The following is a 20,860-nucleotide window of genomic DNA, read 5'->3' on the forward strand; positions in this document are numbered from 1 at the left end:
GACGCATGCCGCCAGGCTCCGCCAGAGGGCCGGCGGCTAGACGAGGACAACAACCATGGAGGAGACCATGTCATTCCGCATCATCCGGCATGCGCGCCACGCCGTGCGCGCCGCCCACGCCTGCTTGCTGGCGCTTTGCCTGGCCAGCCCCGCCGCTCACGCCAGCGAGCCGTACCCGTCCAGGCCGATCCGTTTCGTCGTTCCGTTTGCGCCCGGTGGCGTGACCGACCTGACTGCGCGTACCTTCGCCAAGTACATGGGCGATACGCTGGGCCAGCCGCTGGTGACCGAGAACAAGCCCGGCGCGGGCGCGACCATCGGCGCCAACTTTGTCGCGCGCTCGACGCCGGACGGCTACACGCTGCTGCTCGGCACCAACGTCACCCATGCGATCAATCCGCGGCTGCTGGCCTCGACGCCGTATGACCCGCTGAAGGACTTCCAGGCGGTGGCCGTGTTCGGGCTGAACGGCAACGTGCTGCTGGTCAGCAACAGCTTCCCGGCGAAGACCTTTGCCGAGTTCCTTGCCTATATCAAGGCCCGGCCGGGCAAGATCAACTATGCCTCCGGCAGCGTCGGCAGTTCGGCGCACCTGGCGGCGGAGCTGCTCAAGCAGGAAGTGAATGGGCTGGAATATACGCACGTGCCGTACGGGGGTCCGTCCGAGGCCATGTCGGCGCTGATCGGCGGACACGTCGACTTTCTGTTCGCCAACATCGGCGCTGCGGTCACGCAGGTCAAATCGGGCAAGGTCAGGGCGCTGGCGGTGACGACCGCGAAGCGCGCACCGCAATTGCCGGATGTGCCGACCATTGCCGAGTCGGGCGTGCCGGGATTCGAAGTGGTCGGTTGGATGGCGGCGTTCGTGCCCAAGGGCACGCCGGCGCCGGTGGTGACGCGGCTGAACGAGGTCATCAACCAGGCGCAGAAGAACCAGGACCTGCGCACCACGCTCGACGCGGCCGCGCTGATCCCGGTGGCCGGCGCGCCGGAACAGGCCAGCCGCTTCGTGCAGGATGAATACACCAAGTGGGGCAAGGTGATCCACGCCGCGAACATCCCGCCGCAGTGATCCCGGCTGGCCGGGCTAGGATGCGCGCGCGTCCTGTCCGGGCCGGCACAGCAGGCCATTCAGGATGATCTCGTAGAACTCGCTGAAGGCGTCGCCGATCTTCATGCCGGTCTCCTTCAGGAACTGCTGGTTGCGCAGCCGGTGCGCGGCGCCAAGGATGGCTTCGGACACCAGCCGCGGATTGTGTTGCGCCATCTGCCCGGCGCGCATGCCGGCCTCCAGCAGGCTCTCCAGGCCGCGCACACGGGCCAGCTGGTAGGCGTCGAACGCGGCCCTGCCGCTGTCGATCGCATCCAGGTCGGTCAGCGCCGCCTTGCCCAGCCCCGACGTGTTCAGCGTGGCGTGCAGGTAGGCGGAAACCGCGTGCGCCGGATCGCTTTCGCGGCGGGCCGCGGCAAAGCCCTTTTCCAGGCTGGCCGCGAGCACGCGCTCGCAGATGCCTACGAACAGCGCTTCCTTGGTCGGCGCGATCTCATACAGCCGCCGCCGCGAGCAGCGCATGCGCTGCGCGAGCTCGCCGATGGTCAGCGACGACACGCCTTCGGTGCTTAGCAGCCGGGTCAGTTCCTGGATGAATTCGTCGTCGGTGCGTCGGGTGGCCATGAAAACAGGGAAGGGCAGAATGCCGGGTGTCGAGGGAATCCTCGCATCTTACGACGATCAGCGCATAAGTCTTGCAATCGGCTCCGAGGGGCCTTGCAGGCTGCCACGCGAGCGCGCCGCGCGCCGCGCCAGCAGTGACCCCAGCGGCAGGGCCAGCCCGAAAGCCAGGTAGACCAGCGTCAGCATGGGCGCCGACAAGCGCCGCTCGAAGCCGGGCGTCAGGCGGTGCGGCGTACACTTCAGGTCCACCAGGCAGGCCAGGCCTGCGATGCCGAGACCGCCAAGCGCCAGGGTACCGAGGGCACCGCGCGCATGATGCCGTGCCACCGCGGTTTCATAGAACACTGCCCAGAACACCGACATCGCATGATGGATCACGTAACCCAGCACGGTATGCCGGACCGACGGCCGGTTCGCATGCAGGGCGCGTTCGCCCCAGATCCAGTGGCTGACCGCATTGACCGGCGCGAAGGCGCTGCCGCAATCGACGGTGCCGCCGCAGGCGAGCATGCCGGAGGACAGCAGGCTGGCGCAGGCACCGGACACCGCGGCGCGGCGCAGGATGGTGGCCGCATCCGTCGGGTGCTGGTGCCCGGCGCCGGCGGCTTCAATGGCCGTCATGCCCGTGCTGCCCTGGTGATAAGTGGATTCCATGTGGTGGCGGGAATAAGGCGCGTGCGTGCGCCGGCCGCACCAGAAGCGCCGCACGGCGGCGCCACCGCCATGACAAGCGAATTCTATGCTGTCGCCCACTTCGTGGCGAAGGTCAGGAATTCAACCGCGTTGAGCCTTTCTGCGAGCGCGTTCCCATGCCAATGCGGGAGTGGCGGCGAGCGCGGCAATAAAAAAGGCGAGGCCGCCAGAGCGCCTCGCCAGTAATCGATCGGACCGCTCAGTTGAGATGGCCGACCGCGCGCAGGTATTCGTTCTTTTTCTCGAAGATCAGCCCGCTGAGGAAGGCCGCATCATAGGCGGCGAGCAGGTGGGCGTGGTGCTCTTCGATATAGCGGGCGACGCGGGCCTTTTCGCATTCGATGCCGCACAGCCATTCGTACATCTCGGCATCCCAGCGGAAGCGCAGGCCCAGTTCGATGAAGGCGGCGTTATAGGCCGCGAGCTGCGTCTCGCGCGGGATGGGCTGGTTGTCGGTACCGATCGTGATGGCTGCGGGGCGGCTGTCAATCTGGACCTGGTTCATGGCTTGTCTCCTCGGTGCGCTGTAGCGGTGGGTTGAGACAAGCATAGGAATGGCGAACGATTTACGATAATTAAAGTTTCATCGATTAATCATAAGTAATCGTTTATGTATCGCGGTGGCTACGCTTGCCGGCGGATCAACCCCTCCACGCCCGTAATCCGCTGGATCAATCCGGCGCCTTCCTCCATCAGAAACTGCTTGAACGCCAGCGCCACCGGTGGCAGGCGCTTGTTCTTGCGGTGCACCACATACCAGTTGAGCATCACCGGGAAGCCCTCGATATCGAGCACGGCCAGCTTCCCCGCCTGCAGTTCCAGTCCCACGGTGTGCGCTGACAGGAACGCGATGCCCATGTTGGCGATCACCGCCTGCTTGATGGTTTCAGTGCTCTTGATCTCCATCGCGATGCGCAGGTTGGAGAGTCGTCCGGCAAAGCCTTCCTGCATCGAATTCCACGTATCGGAGCCTTTCTCGCGCGATACGAAGGCCTCGTCGGCCAATCCCGCCAGCGGGATCTTGCGCTTGCCGACCAGCGGGTGGCTGGGCGCCGCGACGATGACGTAAGGGTGGGGCGCGAAGACTTCGTTGATGGTGTCCATGCCTTCGGGGGGGCGCACCATGACCGCGAGGTCGGTCAGGTTGCCGGCCAGCTGGTGCAGCAATTCCTCACGGTTGTGCACCGCGAGATTCAGCGTCACACCGTCATGGCGCTCCATAAACTCGGCCAGCAGCCGCGGAAAGAAATAGTCGCCGGCGCTGATCACCGCCACGTTGAGCCGCCCCCCGGAGATGCCCTTCAGCTGCGACATGGCGTCTTCCGCCTCGCGGAACTGCTGGATGATGCTGCGGCTGTAGTGCAGCATCTCGTGCCCGGCCGGCGTCAGGTAGATCTTCTTGCCGAGCTGCTCGAAGAGCGGCAGGCCGACATGGTGTTCCAGTTGCCGGACCTGGGTCGACACGGCCGGCTGCGTCAGGTGCAGTTCCTCGGCGGCGCGCGAAAAGCTCATATGGCGGGCGACGGTTTCAAAGACCTTCAGTTGCCGCAGCGTGGCGTTCTTCATTCAATCGTTCCGTGCAATATATAAACGGTCGTCAATACAAACGATAAAAAACTTTATGCAGTGTTGATCTTAGTTTCAAGTAGCATCAATCCCAGATTTGCATGCCGCAATGTCAGGCGCCGATCTCATCGTGACCAAGGGCCCACTCCGCAGAGGCCCGGGAGGGCGTCCCGTCCGGGACGCAGCTGACAAGCACCAGGAGACAAAAACAGATGGCGCAATATGAAGCGGCAGCCCCGCCCGCTCACGGCGACGTGAACGGGCGGGGCCTGCAGAACCGTTGGACGCAGCTTGCAATCGGCGTGGTGTGCATGGGGCTGGTAGCGAACCTGCAGTATGGCTGGACCTTGTTTGTATCCCCGATGGACGCCAAGCATCACTGGGGGGCGTCGGCGATCCAGGTGGCATTTTCCATTTTCATCGTGACCGAGACCTGGCTGGTGCCGCTGGAGGGCTGGCTGGTGGACAAGTTCGGTCCGCGCCCGGTGGTGGCGGGCGGGGCGATCTGCGCGGGTCTGGCGTGGGTGATGAACGCGTATGCGACCACGCTGCCGGAGTTGTATGCCGCGGCGGTGATCGCGGGCATCGGCGCGGGCGGGGTGTACGGCACGTGCGTGGGCAATGCGCTGAAGTGGTTCCCGGACAAGCGCGGGCTGGCGGCGGGGCTGACGGCGGCGGGGTTTGGCGCGGGCGCGGCGATCACGGTGATTCCGATCGCGAACATGATCCAGAGCGCGGGCTATGAGAAAGCGTTCCTGTTCTTCGGCATCCTGCAAGGGGTGTGCATCTTCGTGCTGGCGCTGCTGCTGGTGAAGCCCAGGGCGCCCAAGGGCGCGGTCGCGGCGAAGGCGGTGCTGACCAACCCGGTGGAATACACGCCGGGCCAGATGGTGAAGACGCCGGTGTTCTGGCTGATCTACGCGAGCTTTGTCGCGGTGGCGGCGGGCGGGATCATGGCGACGGCGCAGCTGGGGCCGATCGCGAAGGACTACGGCTTTGCGTCGATGCCGGTGACGCTGCTGGGGCTGACCTTGCCGTTGCTGACGATGACCTTGTCGATCGACAACCTGTGCAATGGCTTCACGCGTCCGCTGTGCGGGTTCCTGTCGGACAGGTTCGGTCGCGAGAACACGATGTTCGTGATCTTCATCGGCGAGGGGCTGGCGCTGCTGGGGCTGATGCAGCTGGGGCACAACCCGTACTGGTTCATGTTCTTCGCGGCGCTGACGTTCCTGTTCTGGGGCGAGATCTTCTCGATCTTCCCGGCGCTGTGCGCGGACACGTTTGGCAGCAAGTTCGCGGCGGCGAACGCGGGCACGCTTTATACAGCGAAGGGGACGGCGGCGATGCTGGTGCCGCTGGCGTCGGTGCTGTCGGCGCGCGGTGGCTGGGAAGCGGTATTTACCGTGGCGGCGGTCGTGACGATCGCCGCGGGCATCTCGGCCAAGGTATTGCTGGCGCCCATGCGCAGGCGATTTATTACCGGGCAGGCCGAGGGCCTGCCGGCATCCGATGCCGCGTACCTGCCCCGGATCCAGAGAGAAGGAGACTGAGTACCCCGGAAAACGGCCTGCCTGCGCGCGGGCCGTTGCCGTGACGCAAGGCCAACGACCGCGCGACACAAGCAAATCCATACCCACAGCAACGATGGCTGCACACAGCCACGCCCCATCAAGGAGACTGCCATGACCGGACCGCATGCATCGGTGCCCGCACCGCGACATCCCGCCGCGCCCGACCACGGGTTGCGCCTGAGCCTCGCCGTCGCGTGCCAGGGAGGGCGGCCATGAACATCTCGCTCCCCCAGCTGAAGGCCTTTGCCGCGGTGGCGCGGCACAAGAGCTTTACGCGCGCCGCCGCCGAACTCGGCCTGACGCAGTCCGCGGTGAGCCGCAGCGTGCGCGAGCTGGAAGAGGAAATCGACCAGCGGCTGTTCGACCGCACCACGCGCCAGGTGGAACTGACCGAAGCCGGCCTGCACCTGTCGCAGCGCATCTGCCACCTGATCGAGGAAGTCGAGCAGACTTTGCGCGACAGCCAGAGCGCCAGCCGCCCATGCCAGGGACTGGTGCAGATCGCGTCTGACCCGGTGCTCAGCTCGATGTCGCTGCCGGCGTGGCTGGCAGGCTGCCGGCAGGCGTGGCCCGCGATCTCGATCCACCTGAAGGACCGCTCGCAGGAATCTGTGCTGCAGAGCGTGCGCAGCGGCGAGGTCGACTTCGGCATCGCCACCGATCCGCACGCCGCGGATGACCTCTATTGCGAGCCGCTGTGCATCGACCCTTATCACGCCGTGTTGCCGGCGCAGCATCCGCTGGCCGCGCGCGACACGGTAGGGTGGGGCGAGCTCAGCGATGCCAGCGTGCTGACACTGGACCAGCAGTGCGGCATGCAGCCGGCGGTGGAGAAGGCGCTCAGCAGCTACCACGTGCGGACCAGTTCGCTGCAGTTGCTCGGGCACTTTGCCGCGGTGTTTGGCATGGTTGCGCTGGGGCTCGGCATCGGCGTGGTGCCGTCGCGCGCGCAGGCGGGTGGCCTGAACCCGGCCGCGGTGATGCGGCCTTTGCGGCCGCAGGTGACATCCACCGTCATGCTGGTGCGGCGCAAGAGCCGCTCACTCAAGCCCAATGCCGCAGCCATCTGGGATGCATTGCGCGGGCTCGAGTATGAACAACCGACTGCCACGCGGCAGGAAACCACCAAGGTGTGACGGGGGCGGGATAGCGCGCCGGCCCTGTTGTATAGGAGCAAAACTTCTACTGATATATTACATACAGGATATTTACACATAGTGCAGCGCAGCATATAATGAAAACTCCTGACCACAACGCAACTGGAGTTTTCAAATGGAAGTCGCACTGCTCTTCGTCCTTGGCCTGGCCGCTCTTGCCGGCGGTGTCGCCATGACCATCCTGCTCGCCACCCGCCTGCCGATGGACGTGCTGGTGACCGCGCAGGAACACGGCCGCTTTGCCGGACTGGGCTCGAACCAGGAAAGCCATGGTGTTGGCCGCGCTCGCCCGTCGCGCGTAGTGCCCGCCGCCGGCGAACTGGCGTACGCCTGAAGCCAGGCGGCGCCGGCTGCCCGTCCGCGCATTCGTGCATGGACCGGCTGCTGACCGGCGCAGATGACAAGGGCTGTAGCGGCCGGCAACCCTTGTGGCGCAGCAAGCAGTAAGGTAGTCCCCCCGTGCAATTCCCTGGATGCCACACGCGCTGGCAGGCAGGGCGGGTTCCAGGCGAACCCACGGCCGCCACCATCCTCCTACCCCGTCATTCCCCCCAAATTCCGCCGATTTCGTGGCCAGACAAGCAGGCCATGTCTTATTGTATCTATCTAGGGACTTTCCCGAACCGACCGTTTTCCCGGGTTTTCCAGCGGGGCGATCCCCGGCATTCTGATGGCTGCCAACGACGCGCGGATTGATGCGCCGACTTAAGGCAACTGCTTGATTTCCAAGGATTCCCGGTACCAGCGGTACGGCCGTTGATGCATTGCGCGCACCAGTCGCGCGGCACCATCGGCCATGCGGGCGTCAGTTGCGGACAGGGCATGCTGCAGAGCCGCAACGAATACGCTTGACTTGGTTGATATATCACATACCGTATAGCACTAGAACGGCTAAGCTGTTCGAGACCGAGAGTCACGCAGAGGCGTCTTCAGGCGCCCAATCTTCCACCTTGGCGGCTAGCCGCTATAAGGAGACATCATGGAACTGCAGCAAAGGGAGTCCACGTCGCGCTTTGCGTCGCCGTGGGTGCAATTGGTCTTCGGCGTGATCTGCATGGCGATGATCGCCAACATGCAGTATGGCTGGACGCTGTTCGTCAACCCGATCGACGATAAATACCACTGGGGCCGCACCGCGATCCAGGTGGCATTCACCATCTTCGTCGTGACGGAAACCTGGCTGGTCCCGATCGAGGGCTACCTCGTCGACAAGTACGGCCCGCGCCCGGTGGTGGTGGGTGGCGGCTTGCTGTGCGCCATTGCCTGGGCGCTGAACTCGGTGGCGTCCTCGCTGCCGATGCTCTACGTCGCGGCGGCAATCGGCGGCCTGGGCGCAGGCGCTGTGTATGGCACCTGCGTGGGCAACGCGCTGAAGTGGTTCCCCAATCGCCGCGGACTGGCGGCAGGGATCACGGCGGCCGGGTTCGGCGCGGGCTCCGCGCTGACCGTGGTGCCTATCGCCAACATGATCAAGACGTCGGGCTATGAAGCCGCGTTCCTGTGGTTCGGTCTTGGCCAGGGCCTGATCGTGTTCATCCTGGGCATGGCCCTGTTCCCGCCTTCCGCCAAGATCCTGAGCGAGGTCAAGACCACGCTGAAGGCTGCCGCCACCTACAACGCTTCGCCGCGCCAGGTGCTGAAGTCGCCGATCTTCTGGGTCATGTATGCGATGTTCGTGATGATGGCCGCCGGCGGCCTGATGGCCACCGCCCAGCTCGGTCCGATCGCCAAGGACTTTGGCCTGCACGACGCGCCGATCTCGATCCTTGGCCTGACCTTGCCCGCGCTGACCTTCGCACTGACCATCGATCGCGTGCTCAACGGCTTGACGCGCCCGTTCTTCGGCTGGATCTCCGATCATATCGGCCGTGAACGCACCATGTTCTTTGCCTTCGGCGTCGAGGCCATCGGCATCCTGCTGCTGTCGAAGTACGGCCATCATCCGGTTGCCTTCGTGATCCTGACAGGCGTGGTGTTCTTCGCCTGGGGTGAGATCTACAGCCTGTTCCCGGCCACCTGTGGCGACACTTTCGGGCCGAAATTTGCCGCGACCAATGCGGGCCTGCTCTACACCGCCAAGGGCACCGCAGCGCTGCTGGTGCCGTTCTCCAGCGTGATCACGACCGCCACGGGTAGCTGGCATGCGGTCTTCATGGTGGCCTCGGGCATGGCGGCATTGACTGCGATCATGGCGCTGTTCGTGCTCAAGCCGATGCGCGAAGCCCATGCCCGCAAGTATGTCCACGCCAATACCTCGGCACCAATGGGCTACCGTACCGTGCCCGAAGACCTGACCTGATGAAGAAAGCAGTACGGCGCCTGCGGGCGCCGGTAGTATCCGGGGCAGGCGGCCTCGATGCCTGCACGGGCACCCGCCCCGGTAGCACAATACAAAAAACAATGAAGCGCGACAGGAAGGTGGCCCGCACGGCACCTTCCTGATCGGCCATCTGACATCCACAAAAGATCCGGGCACTGCCATGAACCAGGTTGTCATTCCCCTTGAGGCGACAGGGCTAGGCCGGCAGCGCAAGCGCCGCCAGCCCAAGGGCCGGCAGGTTGACGCGGCCGCGCTGGCCGAAGTGCGCGTGGCGCTGGGCGACTTGCCGCGCCGCCGCGACCTGCTGATCGAGCACCTGCACTGCATCAACGACCGCTACGGGCAGCTGGCCATGCCACACCTGGTGGCGCTCGCCAGCGAACTGCGGCTGTCGATGACCGAGGTGTATGAGGTCGCGAGCTTCTACCATCATTTCGATGTGGTCCGCGAGGATGCGGACGGACACATCGCCGCGCCGCCCGCGCTGACGGTGCGCGTGTGCGAAGGCATCGCCTGCGAACTGGCAGGTGCCCAGGCGCTGATCGACAAGCTGCCGGCGTTGCTGGGCGCCGATGTGCGCGTGGTTGCCGCGCCCTGCATCGGCCGTTGCGAGAAAGCGCCCGCCGCGCTGGTCGGGCAGAACCCCGTGGACGGCGCGACTGCCGCCACGGTTGCCGATGCAGTGCAGGAGAAGGCCGTGCGTCACGTGCCTGAACCCCATATCGATTACGACGCGTACCGTGCGGCCGGCGGCTACGGGTTGCTGCGGTCCCTTGCCGACGGCACGCTCGATCCCGCCGCCGTGCTGTGCACGATGGAAGATTCCGGCCTGCGCGGACTGGGCGGCGCGGGCTTCCCCACCGGCCGCAAATGGCGCATCGTGCAGAAGGAGCCGGCACCGCGCCTGATGGCCGTGAATATCGACGAAGGCGAGCCGGGCACCTTCAAGGACCGCGTCTACCTGGAGCGCGATCCGCACCGCTTCCTGGAGGGCATGCTGATCGCGGCGACGGTGGTCAACGTGTCGGCGATCTACATCTACCTGCGCGACGAATACGCCGGCTGCCGTGCGCTGCTGGCCGAGGCCTTGCGGCAACTGCGCGACGATCCGCCCATTCCCGGCCTGCCGGTCATCGAGCTGCGCCGCGGCGCCGGCGCGTACATCTGCGGCGAAGAGTCGGCCATGATCGAGTCGATCGAAGGCAAGCGCGGCATGCCGCGGCTGCGTCCGCCGTATGTGGCGCAGGTGGGCCTGTTCGGGCGGCCCACGCTCGAGCACAACTTCGAGACCCTGTACTGGGTGCGCGACATCATCGAGAAGGGTGCCGAGTGGTTCGCTTCCCAAGGGCGCAACGGGCGCAAGGGCCTGCGTTCGTTCTCGGTATCCGGACGCGTGAAGAAGCCGGGCGTTCACCTGGCGCCCGCGGGCACCACCGTGCGCGAGCTGATCGACGAATACTGCGGCGGCATGCTTGACGGCCACGCGTTCTACGCCTACCTGCCTGGCGGCGCGTCGGGGGGCATCCTGCCGGCATCGATGGGCAATATCCCGCTCGATTTCGACACGCTGCAGCCCTATGGCTGCTTCATCGGCTCGGCCGCGGTGGTGATCCTGTCCGACCATGACAGCGCCACGCAGGCGGCGCGCAACCTGATGCACTTCTTCAAGCATGAGTCGTGCGGGCAATGCACGCCATGCCGCACCGGCACGGCCAAGGCGCTCGACCTGATCCGGCAGCAGAAGTGGGACCTGGCCGCGCTGGACGACCTGTCCGCGGTGATGCGCGATGCATCGATCTGCGGGCTGGGGCAGGCCGCGCCCAATCCCGTCGACTGCGTGATCAAGTACTTCCCGCACGAACTCGCGTGAGAGACTGACATGAATGCACTGACCCGCGCCGAACGCGCGCTTGTCGAATCCGCCGAGCCGGCCGTCTCCTTCTCGCTCAACGGCCGCGAAGTCACCGCGCAGCCCGGCGAAAGCCTGCTCAAGGTGGCGCAGCGCGAGGGCTTCGACGTTCTTCCGCACCTGTGCTACAAGGACGGCCTCGAGCCGGCCGGAAACTGCCGCGCCTGCATGGTCGAGATCCAGGGCGAGCGCGTGCTGGCCCCGTCCTGCTGCCGCTATCCCGCCGCGGGCATGCAGGTGCAGACCGAGTCCGAGCGCGCCCGCCGTGCCCAGCGCACCGTGCTGGAGCTGCTGCAGTCGGACATGCCGGAAACGGAATACACCCGCCACAACGAACTCGACCAGTGGGCGGCGAAGCTGGAGGTGGGCAAGCCGCGTTTTGCCCCGCGCGAGCGCGTGGCGGCGGACCTGTCGCACCCGGCCATCGCCGTCAACCTCGATGCCTGCATCCAGTGCACCCGCTGCCTGCGCGCCTGCCGTGACGAGCAGGTCAACGACGTGATCGGACTGGCCTTGCGCGGCGACGAAGCCCGCATCGTGTTCGACATGGACGACCCGATGGGCGCATCCACCTGCGTCGCCTGCGGCGAATGCGTGCAGGCCTGCCCGACGGGCGCGCTGATGCCCGCGCGCGACGTGGCCCTGGCCGAGCCCGACAAGCAGGTCGAATCGGTGTGCCCGTATTGCGGCGTGGGCTGCCAGCTGACCTATAACGTCAAGGACAACCGCATCCTGTTCGTGGAAGGCCGCGATGGCCCCGCCAACCACCAGCGGCTGTGCGTGAAGGGCCGCTACGGCTTTGACTACGTGCAGCACCCGCAGCGGCTGACCGTGCCGCTGGTGCGCCGCGAAGGCGCGCCCAAGCGCGGGGATTTCGTCATGGACCCGGACCACGTGATGGACGTGTTCCGTGAAGCCACCTGGGAAGAGGCGCTGGCGCTCGCCGGCGGCAAGCTTGCGCAGATCCGCGACACGCATGGCAAGCGCGCGCTGGCGGGCTTCGGCTCGGCCAAGGGCAGCAACGAAGAGGCCTACCTGTTCCAGAAGCTGGTGCGCACCGGCTTCGGCAGCAATAACGTCGACCACTGCACGCGGCTGTGCCATGCCTCGTCGGTGGCGGCGCTGCTGGAAGGCATCGGCTCGGGCGCGGTGTCGAATCCGGTGATGGACGTCGACAAGGCCGAGGTCGTGATCGTGATCGGCGCCAACCCGACCGTGAACCACCCCGTGGCGGCCAGCTGGATCAAGAATGCCGTCAAGAACGGCACCAGGCTGATCGTCGCCGACCCGCGCCGCTCCGACCTCGCGCGCTTCGCCTGGCGCTTCCTGCAGTTCAAGCCCGATGCCGACGTGGCGCTGCTCAACGCGATGATGCATGTGATCGTCAACGATGGGCTGGTCGACCGCGAGTTCATCGACAGCCGCACCATCGGCTTCGACGAACTGCAGCGCAACGTCGCCGCGTACAGTCCCGAGCTGATGGCGCCGATCTGCGGCATTGACGCCGAGACTATCCGCGAAGTCGCGCGGCTCTATGCCACCTCGAAGGGATCGATGATCCTGTGGGGCATGGGCGTGTCGCAGCACGTGCATGGCACCGACAACGCGCGCTGCCTGATCGCGCTGGCGCTGATGACCGGCCAGATCGGCCGGCCCGGCACCGGGCTGCATCCGCTGCGCGGGCAGAACAACGTGCAGGGCGCGTCCGACGCGGGACTGATCCCGATGATGTATCCGGACTACCGGCGCGTCGACGATCCGGTGGCGATCGCCAGCTTCGAGGCGCTATGGGGCATGCCGCTCGACCGCCAGCCGGGCCTGACCGTGGTGGAGGTCATGCAGGCGATCGAGCGCGGCGAAGTGCGGGGCATGTACATCATGGGCGAGAACCCCGCGATGTCGGACCCTGACGCCGAGCATGCGCGCGAGGCGCTGGCTTCGCTGGATCACCTGGTGGTGCAGGACATCTTCCTGACCGAGACGGCTTACCTGGCGGACGTGGTGCTGCCGGCGTCGGCGTTCCCGGAAAAGACCGGCACCTTCACCAACACCGACCGCACCGTGCAGCTTGGCCGGCAGGCGCTCGATCCGCCGGGCCAGGCGCGGCAGGACCTGTGGATCATCCGGCAGATGGCGGCACAGCTCGGGCTGGACTGGCACTACGACGGCGTGGAGGACGTGTTCAACGAGATGCGCAGGGCGATGCCGAGCATCGGTGGCGTGACCTGGGAGCGGCTCGAACGCGAGCATGCGGTGACGTATCCGTGCAAGGAAGAGGGCGATCCGGGCGAGCCGGTGATTTTCACGGATGGCTTCCCGACCGACACTGGCCGTGGCCGCTTCGTGCCGGCCGACATCATCCCGGCTGCCGAGCGGCCCGATGCCGACTACCCGATGGTGCTGATCACCGGGCGCCAGCTGGAGCACTGGCATACCGGCAGCATGACGCGTCGCGCCGGCGTGCTCGATGCGATCGAGCCGGACCCGGTGGCATTGGTGCATCCGTTGGATCTCGATGCGCTGGGCGGCAAGCCGGGGAGTGTGGTCACGTTGTCGTCAAGGCGCGGCGAAGTCACGCTGTATGCGCGCGCCGACGCCGGCACGCCACGCGGGGCGGTGTTCGTGCCGTTCTGCTATTACGAGGCGGCGATCAACAAGCTGACCAATGCGGCGCTGGACCCGTTCGGCAAGATTCCGGAATTCAAATACTGCGCGATTCGCATGACGCTGGGCGGGGAGGCGCCGGTGCAGTCCAGTTATGGGGGCGGGCAGATATTGGAGGCTGTCTAGGGGTTTGGGCTCGCGGCGAGTGATGGGCCGGCCCCTCTCCCGCGACGCGGGAGAGGGGCGCAAACAAGGGTTCACCGGCGACGGCGCTTGGCGAGCGCTGCGACCAGCCCATCCCGCAGAAGCACAAGATTGTCCTGGTTTCCAGGAAATTGATTGCCGGGTCATCCCGCTAATCATTCCAATCCCGATGCGCTACGCTTGAGCCACATCCTCTCCACCCCGGAGCCCAAGCAAATGAAAGCCATCGGCCTGACCCAGTACCTCTCCATTTCCGATCCCCGTTCGCTCCAGGACGTGGAAATCGACAAGCCCACGCCATCAGGCCACGACCTGCTCGTCAAGATCGAAGCCATCGCCGTCAACCCGGTCGACACCAAAGTCCGTGCCCCCAAGCCCCAGGCCGAACCCGCTCCCCCATACTGGGCTGGGACGCCGCTGGCGTGGTGGAAGCCGTCGGCCCCGATGTCACCCTGTTCAAACCAGGCGACCCGGTCTACTACGCCGGCAGCATCACCCGCCCCGGTACCAACGCCGAATATCACTTGGTGGACGAACGCATCGCCGGCCACAAGCCTGCCTCGCTCGACTTTGCCAACGCCGCCGCATTGCCGCTGACCGCGATCACCGCGTGGGAAGCACTGTTCGACCGCCTCGGCATCTCGCCCAAGGGCGAGCACGCCGGCCGCTCCGTGCTGATCGTCGGCGGCGCCGGCGGCGTAGGCTCGATCGGCATCCAGCTGGCCAAGGTGCTGGCCGGCCTCACCGTGATCGCCACGGCATCACGCCAGGAGTCGCAGGACTGGTGCCGCAAGCTGGGCGCCGACCATACCGTCAACCACCGAGGCGACCTGCCGGCGCAACTGAAGGCGCTGGGCTTCGCGCACGTCGACTACATCCTCTGCTTCAACGACACCGACGGCCACTTCCCGGCCCTGGCCGAACTGGTCGCACCGCAGGGCAAGATCTGCACGATCGTCGAGAACGCCCGCCCGCTGCCGGTGGAACTGCTCAAGAGCAAGAGCGCTACATTCGTCTGGGAATTCATGTTCACCCGCGCAATGTTCCACACGCCGGACATGATCGCGCAGCACCGGCTGCTCAACGAGGTGGCGCGCCTGGTTGACGCCGGGCGCCTGCAAACCACGCTCGGTGAAAACCTGGGCCGCATCAACGCCGAGAACCTGCGCCGCGCCCACGCCATGCTGGAGGGTGGCCGCACCATCGGCAAGCTGGTGCTGGAAGGGTTCTGAGCCCGCACGCGACAAGCAGAACAAGCAGAAGCGAGAACGCCCGCGAGGAACCCTGGCGGGCGTTCGTCATTGCGGGGACGGTGCGAGGGCGGTTCAACTCATCTTGCCGAGGATCGCCTGCATCTCGTCGGCATTGAAGGCCCGCAGCGTCTGCGTGCGCACGTTCCCCAGCGCGCCGACCGCGAGGCCGAAGGCAGTCATGCTGGCATCGTCCTGCGCTTCGACGGTCAGCACGATGTCGTATTTGCCCAGTGTCCAGAAGATGTCTTTCATCTGCACCCCGAAGCGCGCACCCATCTCGCGCACCGCGGCGGCGCGCTTGGTGGTGTCCTTGACGGCGCGGATGCCCTGGTCGGTGAAGCTGGCTAGCACGATGTAGCGGGTCATGGCGGGATCTCCGGTAAAGGATGGATCGGACGCCGTCCCGGCGCAGCGCTTGGTCGGCAGCGCCGCAGTCAGCCGGGGCAGTGGTTCAGGGCTTGCCGGTGCGGCACCGGTGTGCCTGAGCAACCTCGTACCCACGCATATCGCGCGCCAGTCGGCGCGACAGGCGGGTTCGCGGCTGGCGCATCCGTTGCCTCCGTCCCGGGCCGGCGCATTGCAGGCCCGGCTGTATCAGCCGTGATACAGCGCGCCGCCTCAGTCTTGTACCGGTCCGCCGTCGGCACCGTCCGGCGTATCCAGCGCGCGCATGTTGTCCAGCAGCTTCAGCAGGTAGTGCAGCGTATGCGTCAGGTCGTTGGTCGAGAACCCGTCCAGTGCGTGCTCGTAGTACTCGCGGATCTTCGGCTGCGCCTGGTGCAGCCATACCTCGCGGCCCGGCTCGCTCATCCGCACCAGCCGCGAGCGGCGGTCGCGCCCGTCGGGCGCCAGCGTCACGTGGCCGTCCCGCTCCATCCGGCTGACCAGCCCGGACAGGTTCTGCCGGCTCACCATCAGGTAGCGCGCCAGGTCGCCGACGCTCATGCCGCCGGCCGCGTCGGGGCGTGACAGGGCGCCCAGCACCGCCCACTGCTGCGTCGTCAGGCCTTCGGCTTCCACCGCCCGCGATCCCGTTTTATGCAACATGTTTGCACATTGGTAGAGGCGGAAGAACAGCCGGTTGGCCAGTTCCATGCGTGCGTTAGTGGGGAGTTCGCCTCCCAGGTCGGGGTTAACCATAGTCGTTTCCAAAGGATTGATGCCTTGCGCACGGTGCCGGCCGCACCTATTATACGTCAACATATTTACGTAATTGACGGGGCATGTGGCGGCGGCACCGCCGGCACGATAGCACCGGAACCCTGAAAGGAGAACGGCTGTGCAAGGACTCGAAGGCAAGACGGTCATCGTGACCGGTGGTGGCGGTGGTATCGGCGGTGCAACGTGTTTGCGCTTTGCGCGGGCAGGGGCGGCGGTCGGCGTGCTCGACCTGAATCCGGAGGCCGGCGAACGCGTGGCGGCGCAGATCCGCGACGCCGGCGGCCGCGCGTTGTCAGTGCGCTGCGACATTACCGATCGCGCCAGCGTCGATGCCGCGGTGGCGGCGGTGGAGCAGGAGCTGGGCCCCATCGACGTGCTGGTCAACAACGCCGGCTGGGACGTGTTCCGTCCCTTCGTCAAGACCGAGCCGGCGCAGTGGGAGCGGCTGATCGCCATCAATCTGACCGGCGCCCTGCATATGCACCACGCGGTGCTGCCGGGCATGGCGGCGCGCAAGCGCGGGCGCATCGTCAATATCGCCTCCGATGCCGCGCGCGTGGGGTCGTCCGGCGAGGCGGTGTATGCCGCATGCAAGGGCGGGCTGGTGTCGTTCTCCAAGACCATCGCACGCGAGCATGCCCGCCACGGCATCACCGTGAACGTGGTGTGCCCGGGTCCGACCGAGACCGCGCTGTTCGAAGACTACAAGCAGGGCGCGGGCAACCCCGAGAAGCTGGTGGAAGCCTTCACCCGCTCGATCCCGCTGGGCCGCATCGGCCAGCCCGACGACCTGCCCGGCGCGGTGCTGTTCTTCGCCGGCGACGACGCTGCCTTCATCACCGGCCAGGTGCTGAGCGTGTCGGGCGGCCTGACCATGAACGGCTGACCTCCAGCACCAATCGCCCATCCAACCAGACAACGGAGACGACCATGCAATACGAAGACATCCGCTATGAAGTGCGCAACGGCGCGGCCTGGATCATCATCAACCGCCCGGAAAAGATGAACGCCTTCCGCGGCCGCACCTGCGACGAGCTGATCCACGCCATCAACCGTGCTGGCTATGACCGCGAGATCGGCGCCATCGTGCTGGCAGGCGCCGGCGAGAAGGCCTTCTGCACCGGCGGCGACCAGTCCGCGCATGAAGGCCAGTACGACGGCCGCGGCACCATCGGCCTGCCGATGGAAGAACTGCACAACGCCATCCGCGACGTGCCCAAGCCGGTGATCGCGCGCGTGCAGGGCTATGCCATCGGCGGTGGCAACGTGCTGTGCACGATCTGCGATTTCACCATCGCCTCGGACAAGGCCGTGTTCGGGCAGGTCGGCCCGCGCGTCGGCTCGGTCGATCCTGGCTATGGCACGGCGTTCCTCGCACGCGTGGTCGGCGAGAAGAAGGCGCGCGAGATCTGGTACCTGTGCCGCCGCTATCCCGCCGCCGAGGCGCTGGCGATGGGGCTGGTCAATGCCGTGGTGCCGCACGAGCAGCTCGACGCCGAAGTGCAGAAGTGGTGCGACGAGATCCTGGAGAAGAGCCCGACCGCGATTGCCATCGCCAAGCGCTCGTTCAACATGGACACCGCGCACCAGAGCGGCATCGCCGGCATGGGCATGTATGCGCTCAAGCTCTACTACGACACCGAGGAATCGCGCGAGGGCGTGCGCGCCTTCCAGGAAAAGCGCAAGCCCGAGTTCCGCAAGTACGCCAAGTAAGCCCGACCGGACCGCGCGGAGACAGCCATGAATCCCTACCTTGACGAAGACCTTTCGGCGCTGGCCGAACATGCCCGCCGCTTTGCCGACGCGCGCGTCGCGCCCGGCTACCTGGAGCGCGACCGCACCCGTGTGCTCGACCGCGCGTTGATGCGCGAAATGGGCGAGATGGGCTTTATCGCGCCCGAGCTGCCGGAACAGTATGGCGGCCAGGGCATGGGCTCGCTCGCCGCCGGCGTGATCCACGAAGCGGTGGCGCGCGCCGACCTGAGCCTGTCGTACATCAACCTGCTGGCGTCGCTGAACGGGCAGATCCTCGCGCACCATGCGCAGCCGGAGATTGCTGGCCCGTGGCTGCAACGCCTGACGCGCGGCGAAGCGCTGCTGGCGATCGCGCTGACCGAGCCGCGCGGCGGCTCCGACGCGGCCAGCCTGCGCCTGCGCATGGAGCGCGATGGCGACCACTATGTGCTCAACGGCGAGAAGACCTCGATCTCCGCCGCCGACCAGGCCGATGCCGCGGTGGTATTCGCGCGCAGCGGCCCGGTCGAGGCGGGCGCGCGCGGCGTGTCGGCGCTGCTGGTGCCGATGGACCTGCCGGGCATTACCCGCAACCGCTTCGACTGCCATGGCCAGCGCGCCATCGGGCGCGGCTCGATCTTCTTCGAGAACGTGCGCGTGCCGGCGAGCCACCTGCTCGGCAAGGAAGGCGAGGGCTTCGTGCAGGTGATGCAGGGCTTCGATTTTTCGCGCGCACTGATCGGCCTGCAGGTGCTGGCCGTGGCGCAGGTGGCGCTGGACGAGACCTGGGCCTACGTGGCCGAGCGCCAGGCCTTCGGCAAGCCGCTGTCGGCGTTCCAGGGCGTGTCGCACCCGCTGGCCGACTTCGAGACCCAGGTGCACGGCGCGCGCCTGCTGTGCCTGCAGACGCTGTGGCTCAAGGACCGCGGGCTGCCGCACACCGCCGAGGCGGCGATGTGCAAGTGGTGGGCACCCAAGCTGGCCTACGACGTGGTGCACCAGTGCCTGCTGTCCTTCGGCCACGGGGGCTATGACCGGGGCGTGATGGAACAGCGCCTGCGCGACGTGCTCGGCTTCCAGATCGGCGACGGCACCGCGCAGATCATGAAGACCATCATCGCGCGCACGCGGGCAGGGCGCGAAGCGGTACCGGCCTGACGCGGCGCGCGCGCCCATTGCACGACTGGCCGCACGACTGGCCGCACGGCTGGCCGCACACAACAACGAGGAGACCGCCATGGATTTCGACGCCGTACTGATTGCGCCGCGCCGTGCCGCCAGCATTGCCGCCGGGCACTGGCAGGACCGTACCATCAACGACTATCTTGCCGCCTGCGTGCGGGACCGGCCCGACGCGCCCGCGCTGACCGCGCTCGGCATCGACCGCCAGTGCGTGACGCGCTTCACCTGGCAGGAACTGGCGCGCATGGCCGACCGCGTGGCGGTGGGCCTCTCCCGCCTCGGCATCGTCGCGGGCGACGTGGTCTCATGCCAGCTGCCCAATGGCTGGCACCTGAGCGTGCTGTACCTGGCCTGTGCGCGGCTGGGTGCCGTGCTCAACCCGGTGATGCCGATCTTCCGCGAGCGCGAGCTGTCGTTCATGCTGGCGCATGCGCAAAGCAAGGTGGTGGTGGTGCCGAAGATGTTCCGCGGCTTCGATCATGCGCAGATGCTGCGGGGTCTGCGTGAAGCGTTGCCGGCACTGCGCCATATCGTCGTGGCGGATGGCGATGGCGACGACAGCTTCGAGGCGCTGCTCAGCGGCCCGTCCTGGGAAGATGCACCCGATGCCGCCACCATCCTGCTGCGCAGCCGCCCTGGGCCGGACGACGTCACGCAGCTGATCTACACCTCCGGCACCACCGGCGAGCCCAAGGGCGTGATGCATACCGCGAACACGCTGTTTTCCAACATCGTCGCCTATGCGGACCGGCTCCATCTCACCGGCGACGACGTGGTGCTGATGGCCTCGCCGATGGCGCACCAGACCGGCTTCATGTACGGCCTGATGATGCCGGTGGTGCTGCGCGCGCATGCGGTGCTGCAGGACATCTGGGACCCGGCCCGCGCCGCCGCGCTGATCCGCGACGAGGGCGTGACCTTCACCATGGGTTCCACGCCGTTCCTGACCGATCTCGCGCGCGTGGTGGCCGAGTCCGGCGCGCCGGTGCCGAGCCTGCGCATCTTCCTGTGCGCGGGCGCGCCGATCCCTGGCGCGCTGGTCGAGCAGGCGCACCACGCGCTCGGCGCGAAGATCGTGTCGGCATGGGGCATGACGGAGAACGGCGCGGTCACCACGACGCTGCCGGAAGACAGCGACGAACGCGCGTCCACCACCGACGGCCGCCCGCTGCCGGGCGTGGCGATCCGGGTGGTCGACGGCACCGACGCGGACGTGCCGACCGGCGAGACCGGCCGGCTGCTGGTGCGCGCCTGCTCCAATTTCGGCGGCTACCTGAAGCGCCCGCAATTGAACGGCACCGATGCCGGCGGCTGGTTCGACACCGGCGACCTGGCCCGGCTCGATGCCGACGGCTACCTGCGCATCGCCGGCCGCAGCAAGGACGTGATCATCCGCGGCGGCGAGAACATCCCCGTGCTGGAGGTCGAGACCCTGCTGTACCGTCATCCCGCCGTGGCGCAGGTGGCTATCGTCGCCTATCCGGACGAACGCCTGGGCGAGCGTGCGTGTGCGTTCGTGGTGCCGCGCGCCGGGCATGACTTCGACCACGCGGCGATGGTGGACTGGCTCAAGGGCCAGAAGATGGCGCTGCAGTACATCCCGGAAAAGCTGGTCGTGCGCGACGCCTTGCCGGCGACGCCGGCAGGGAAGATCCAGAAGTTCAGGCTGCGCGATCTGTTGCGGGATGCGCTGTAGTCCATGCGCTGACCGCTGGTTTGCTCCCCTCTCCCGCATGCGGGAGAGGGGCGGGGGAGAGGGCCGGCGCTCGGCAAGCACGACAACGCTTCACGTTGCGGTGATGCTCATGCTGTTCCCTCTCCCATAAAT

General features: G+C 66.7%; 17 protein-coding genes and 1 pseudogene. 12 read left to right on the plus strand and 6 right to left on the minus strand.

The window, feature by feature from the left end; all coding sequences use genetic code 11:
* Positions 1-67 precede the first annotated feature (67 nt).
* Complete coding sequence (locus tag LPA45_RS30015) at positions 68-1,072, plus strand: tripartite tricarboxylate transporter substrate binding protein (RefSeq protein ID WP_317921043.1); 1,005 nt, start codon at positions 68-70, stop codon at positions 1,070-1,072.
* A 15-nt stretch (positions 1,073-1,087) separates the two neighbouring features.
* Here the strand turns inward: LPA45_RS30015 and LPA45_RS30020 are convergent, their stop codons facing one another.
* From LPA45_RS30020 to LPA45_RS30035, 4 genes are all read right to left on the minus strand, one after another.
* A complete protein-coding gene (locus tag LPA45_RS30020) occupies positions 1,088-1,675 on the minus strand; it encodes a TetR/AcrR family transcriptional regulator (protein WP_317921044.1) in 588 nt (195 codons plus the stop codon).
* A gap of 57 nt (positions 1,676-1,732) precedes the next feature.
* Entirely contained in the window at positions 1,733-2,296 is a 564-nt protein-coding gene (locus LPA45_RS30025) for a hypothetical protein (protein ID WP_367395070.1), read from the minus strand.
* A 271-nt stretch (positions 2,297-2,567) separates the two neighbouring features.
* Positions 2,568-2,873: a LysR family transcriptional regulator gene (locus tag LPA45_RS30030; RefSeq protein WP_317921046.1), complete on the minus strand. Its 306-nt coding sequence runs from the start codon at positions 2,871-2,873 to the stop codon at positions 2,568-2,570.
* A 119-nt stretch (positions 2,874-2,992) separates the two neighbouring features.
* Positions 2,993-3,934, minus strand: coding sequence for a LysR family transcriptional regulator (locus LPA45_RS30035; RefSeq protein WP_116321773.1), 942 nt, complete (start codon positions 3,932-3,934; stop codon positions 2,993-2,995).
* 212 nt (positions 3,935-4,146) lie between these two features.
* On the opposite strand from LPA45_RS30035, the gene oxlT (LPA45_RS30040) reads away from it, so the two are divergent.
* The 7 genes and pseudogenes from oxlT (LPA45_RS30040) to LPA45_RS30070 all read left to right on the plus strand — a co-directional run bounded on the left by oxlT (LPA45_RS30040) (position 4,147) and on the right by LPA45_RS30070 (position 14,934).
* Positions 4,147-5,487: an oxalate/formate MFS antiporter gene (oxlT, locus tag LPA45_RS30040; RefSeq protein WP_317921050.1), complete on the plus strand. Its 1,341-nt coding sequence runs from the start codon at positions 4,147-4,149 to the stop codon at positions 5,485-5,487.
* A gap of 233 nt (positions 5,488-5,720) precedes the next feature.
* Positions 5,721-6,644 (plus strand): LysR family transcriptional regulator, encoded by a 924-nt coding sequence (locus LPA45_RS30045; RefSeq protein ID WP_317921051.1) that lies wholly within the window; start codon positions 5,721-5,723, stop codon positions 6,642-6,644.
* 136 nt (positions 6,645-6,780) lie between these two features.
* Positions 6,781-6,999 carry a hypothetical protein gene (locus LPA45_RS30050; RefSeq protein ID WP_116321776.1) on the plus strand — a complete coding sequence of 73 codons (219 nt, stop codon included), beginning with the start codon at positions 6,781-6,783 and terminating at the stop codon, positions 6,997-6,999.
* Positions 7,000-7,644: 645 nt separating this feature from the next.
* Positions 7,645-8,964, plus strand: a complete 1,320-nt coding sequence (gene oxlT, locus LPA45_RS30055) for an oxalate/formate MFS antiporter (RefSeq protein ID WP_116321777.1) — start codon at positions 7,645-7,647, stop codon at positions 8,962-8,964.
* Positions 8,965-9,145: 181 nt separating this feature from the next.
* Complete coding sequence (locus tag LPA45_RS30060) at positions 9,146-10,855, plus strand: NADH-ubiquinone oxidoreductase-F iron-sulfur binding region domain-containing protein (protein WP_367395071.1); 1,710 nt, start codon at positions 9,146-9,148, stop codon at positions 10,853-10,855.
* A 9-nt stretch (positions 10,856-10,864) separates the two neighbouring features.
* Positions 10,865-13,684, plus strand: coding sequence for a formate dehydrogenase subunit alpha (gene fdhF, locus LPA45_RS30065; protein ID WP_367395072.1), 2,820 nt, complete (start codon positions 10,865-10,867; stop codon positions 13,682-13,684).
* A gap of 234 nt (positions 13,685-13,918) precedes the next feature.
* Positions 13,919-14,934: pseudogene (locus LPA45_RS30070) on the plus strand (zinc-binding alcohol dehydrogenase family protein).
* A gap of 93 nt (positions 14,935-15,027) precedes the next feature.
* Here the strand turns inward: LPA45_RS30070 and LPA45_RS30075 are convergent.
* Together LPA45_RS30075 and LPA45_RS30080 are read right to left on the minus strand one after the other, a co-directional pair.
* A complete protein-coding gene (locus LPA45_RS30075; RefSeq protein WP_116321781.1) occupies positions 15,028-15,321 on the minus strand; it encodes a GYD domain-containing protein in 294 nt (97 codons plus the stop codon).
* Between the two features lie 252 nt (positions 15,322-15,573).
* Positions 15,574-16,095 (minus strand): MarR family winged helix-turn-helix transcriptional regulator, encoded by a 522-nt coding sequence (locus LPA45_RS30080; protein WP_367395073.1) that lies wholly within the window; start codon positions 16,093-16,095, stop codon positions 15,574-15,576.
* A 139-nt stretch (positions 16,096-16,234) separates the two neighbouring features.
* Between LPA45_RS30080 and badH the strand changes: the two genes are divergently transcribed.
* From badH to aliA, 4 genes are all read left to right on the plus strand, one after another.
* Positions 16,235-17,002, plus strand: coding sequence for a 2-hydroxycyclohexanecarboxyl-CoA dehydrogenase (gene badH / locus LPA45_RS30085; protein WP_116321783.1), 768 nt, complete (start codon positions 16,235-16,237; stop codon positions 17,000-17,002).
* A 44-nt stretch (positions 17,003-17,046) separates the two neighbouring features.
* Complete coding sequence (gene badI, locus LPA45_RS30090) at positions 17,047-17,829, plus strand: 2-ketocyclohexanecarboxyl-CoA hydrolase (protein WP_116321784.1); 783 nt, start codon at positions 17,047-17,049, stop codon at positions 17,827-17,829.
* A 27-nt stretch (positions 17,830-17,856) separates the two neighbouring features.
* Complete coding sequence (aliB, locus tag LPA45_RS30095) at positions 17,857-19,008, plus strand: cyclohexanecarboxyl-CoA dehydrogenase (RefSeq protein ID WP_367395074.1); 1,152 nt, start codon at positions 17,857-17,859, stop codon at positions 19,006-19,008.
* Between the two features lie 79 nt (positions 19,009-19,087).
* Positions 19,088-20,728, plus strand: a complete 1,641-nt coding sequence (aliA, locus tag LPA45_RS30100; RefSeq protein ID WP_367395075.1) for a cyclohexanecarboxylate-CoA ligase — start codon at positions 19,088-19,090, stop codon at positions 20,726-20,728.
* The last annotated feature ends 132 nt before the right edge of the window (positions 20,729-20,860 follow it).

The organism is Cupriavidus sp. Agwp_2, assembly GCF_040784895.1.
Taxonomy (GTDB): Bacteria; Pseudomonadota; Gammaproteobacteria; order Burkholderiales; family Burkholderiaceae; genus Cupriavidus.

Excerpts from the sequence above, each read along its gene's own strand:
- aliA (WP_367395075.1), top strand. The coding sequence starts at position 19,088 with ATGGATTTCGACGCCGTACTGATTGCGCCGCGCCGTGCCGCCAGCATT.
- aliB (WP_367395074.1), top strand. The coding sequence starts at position 17,857 with ATGAATCCCTACCTTGACGAAGACCTTTCGGCGCTGGCCGAACATGCC.
- LPA45_RS30080 (WP_367395073.1), bottom strand. The coding sequence starts at position 16,095 with ATGGTTAACCCCGACCTGGGAGGCGAACTCCCCACTAACGCACGCATG.
- LPA45_RS30020 (WP_317921044.1), bottom strand. The coding sequence starts at position 1,675 with ATGGCCACCCGACGCACCGACGACGAATTCATCCAGGAACTGACCCGG.
- LPA45_RS30025 (WP_367395070.1), bottom strand. The coding sequence starts at position 2,296 with ATGACGGCCATTGAAGCCGCCGGCGCCGGGCACCAGCACCCGACGGAT.
- badI (WP_116321784.1), top strand. The coding sequence starts at position 17,047 with ATGCAATACGAAGACATCCGCTATGAAGTGCGCAACGGCGCGGCCTGG.
- LPA45_RS30015 (WP_317921043.1), top strand. The coding sequence starts at position 68 with ATGTCATTCCGCATCATCCGGCATGCGCGCCACGCCGTGCGCGCCGCC.
- LPA45_RS30060 (WP_367395071.1), top strand. The coding sequence starts at position 9,146 with ATGAACCAGGTTGTCATTCCCCTTGAGGCGACAGGGCTAGGCCGGCAG.
- LPA45_RS30045 (WP_317921051.1), top strand. The coding sequence starts at position 5,721 with ATGAACATCTCGCTCCCCCAGCTGAAGGCCTTTGCCGCGGTGGCGCGG.
- LPA45_RS30035 (WP_116321773.1), bottom strand. The coding sequence starts at position 3,934 with ATGAAGAACGCCACGCTGCGGCAACTGAAGGTCTTTGAAACCGTCGCC.
- LPA45_RS30075 (WP_116321781.1), bottom strand. The coding sequence starts at position 15,321 with ATGACCCGCTACATCGTGCTAGCCAGCTTCACCGACCAGGGCATCCGC.
- oxlT (WP_116321777.1), top strand. The coding sequence starts at position 7,645 with ATGGAACTGCAGCAAAGGGAGTCCACGTCGCGCTTTGCGTCGCCGTGG.
- LPA45_RS30050 (WP_116321776.1), top strand. The coding sequence starts at position 6,781 with ATGGAAGTCGCACTGCTCTTCGTCCTTGGCCTGGCCGCTCTTGCCGGC.
- LPA45_RS30030 (WP_317921046.1), bottom strand. The coding sequence starts at position 2,873 with ATGAACCAGGTCCAGATTGACAGCCGCCCCGCAGCCATCACGATCGGT.
- fdhF (WP_367395072.1), top strand. The coding sequence starts at position 10,865 with ATGAATGCACTGACCCGCGCCGAACGCGCGCTTGTCGAATCCGCCGAG.
- oxlT (WP_317921050.1), top strand. The coding sequence starts at position 4,147 with ATGGCGCAATATGAAGCGGCAGCCCCGCCCGCTCACGGCGACGTGAAC.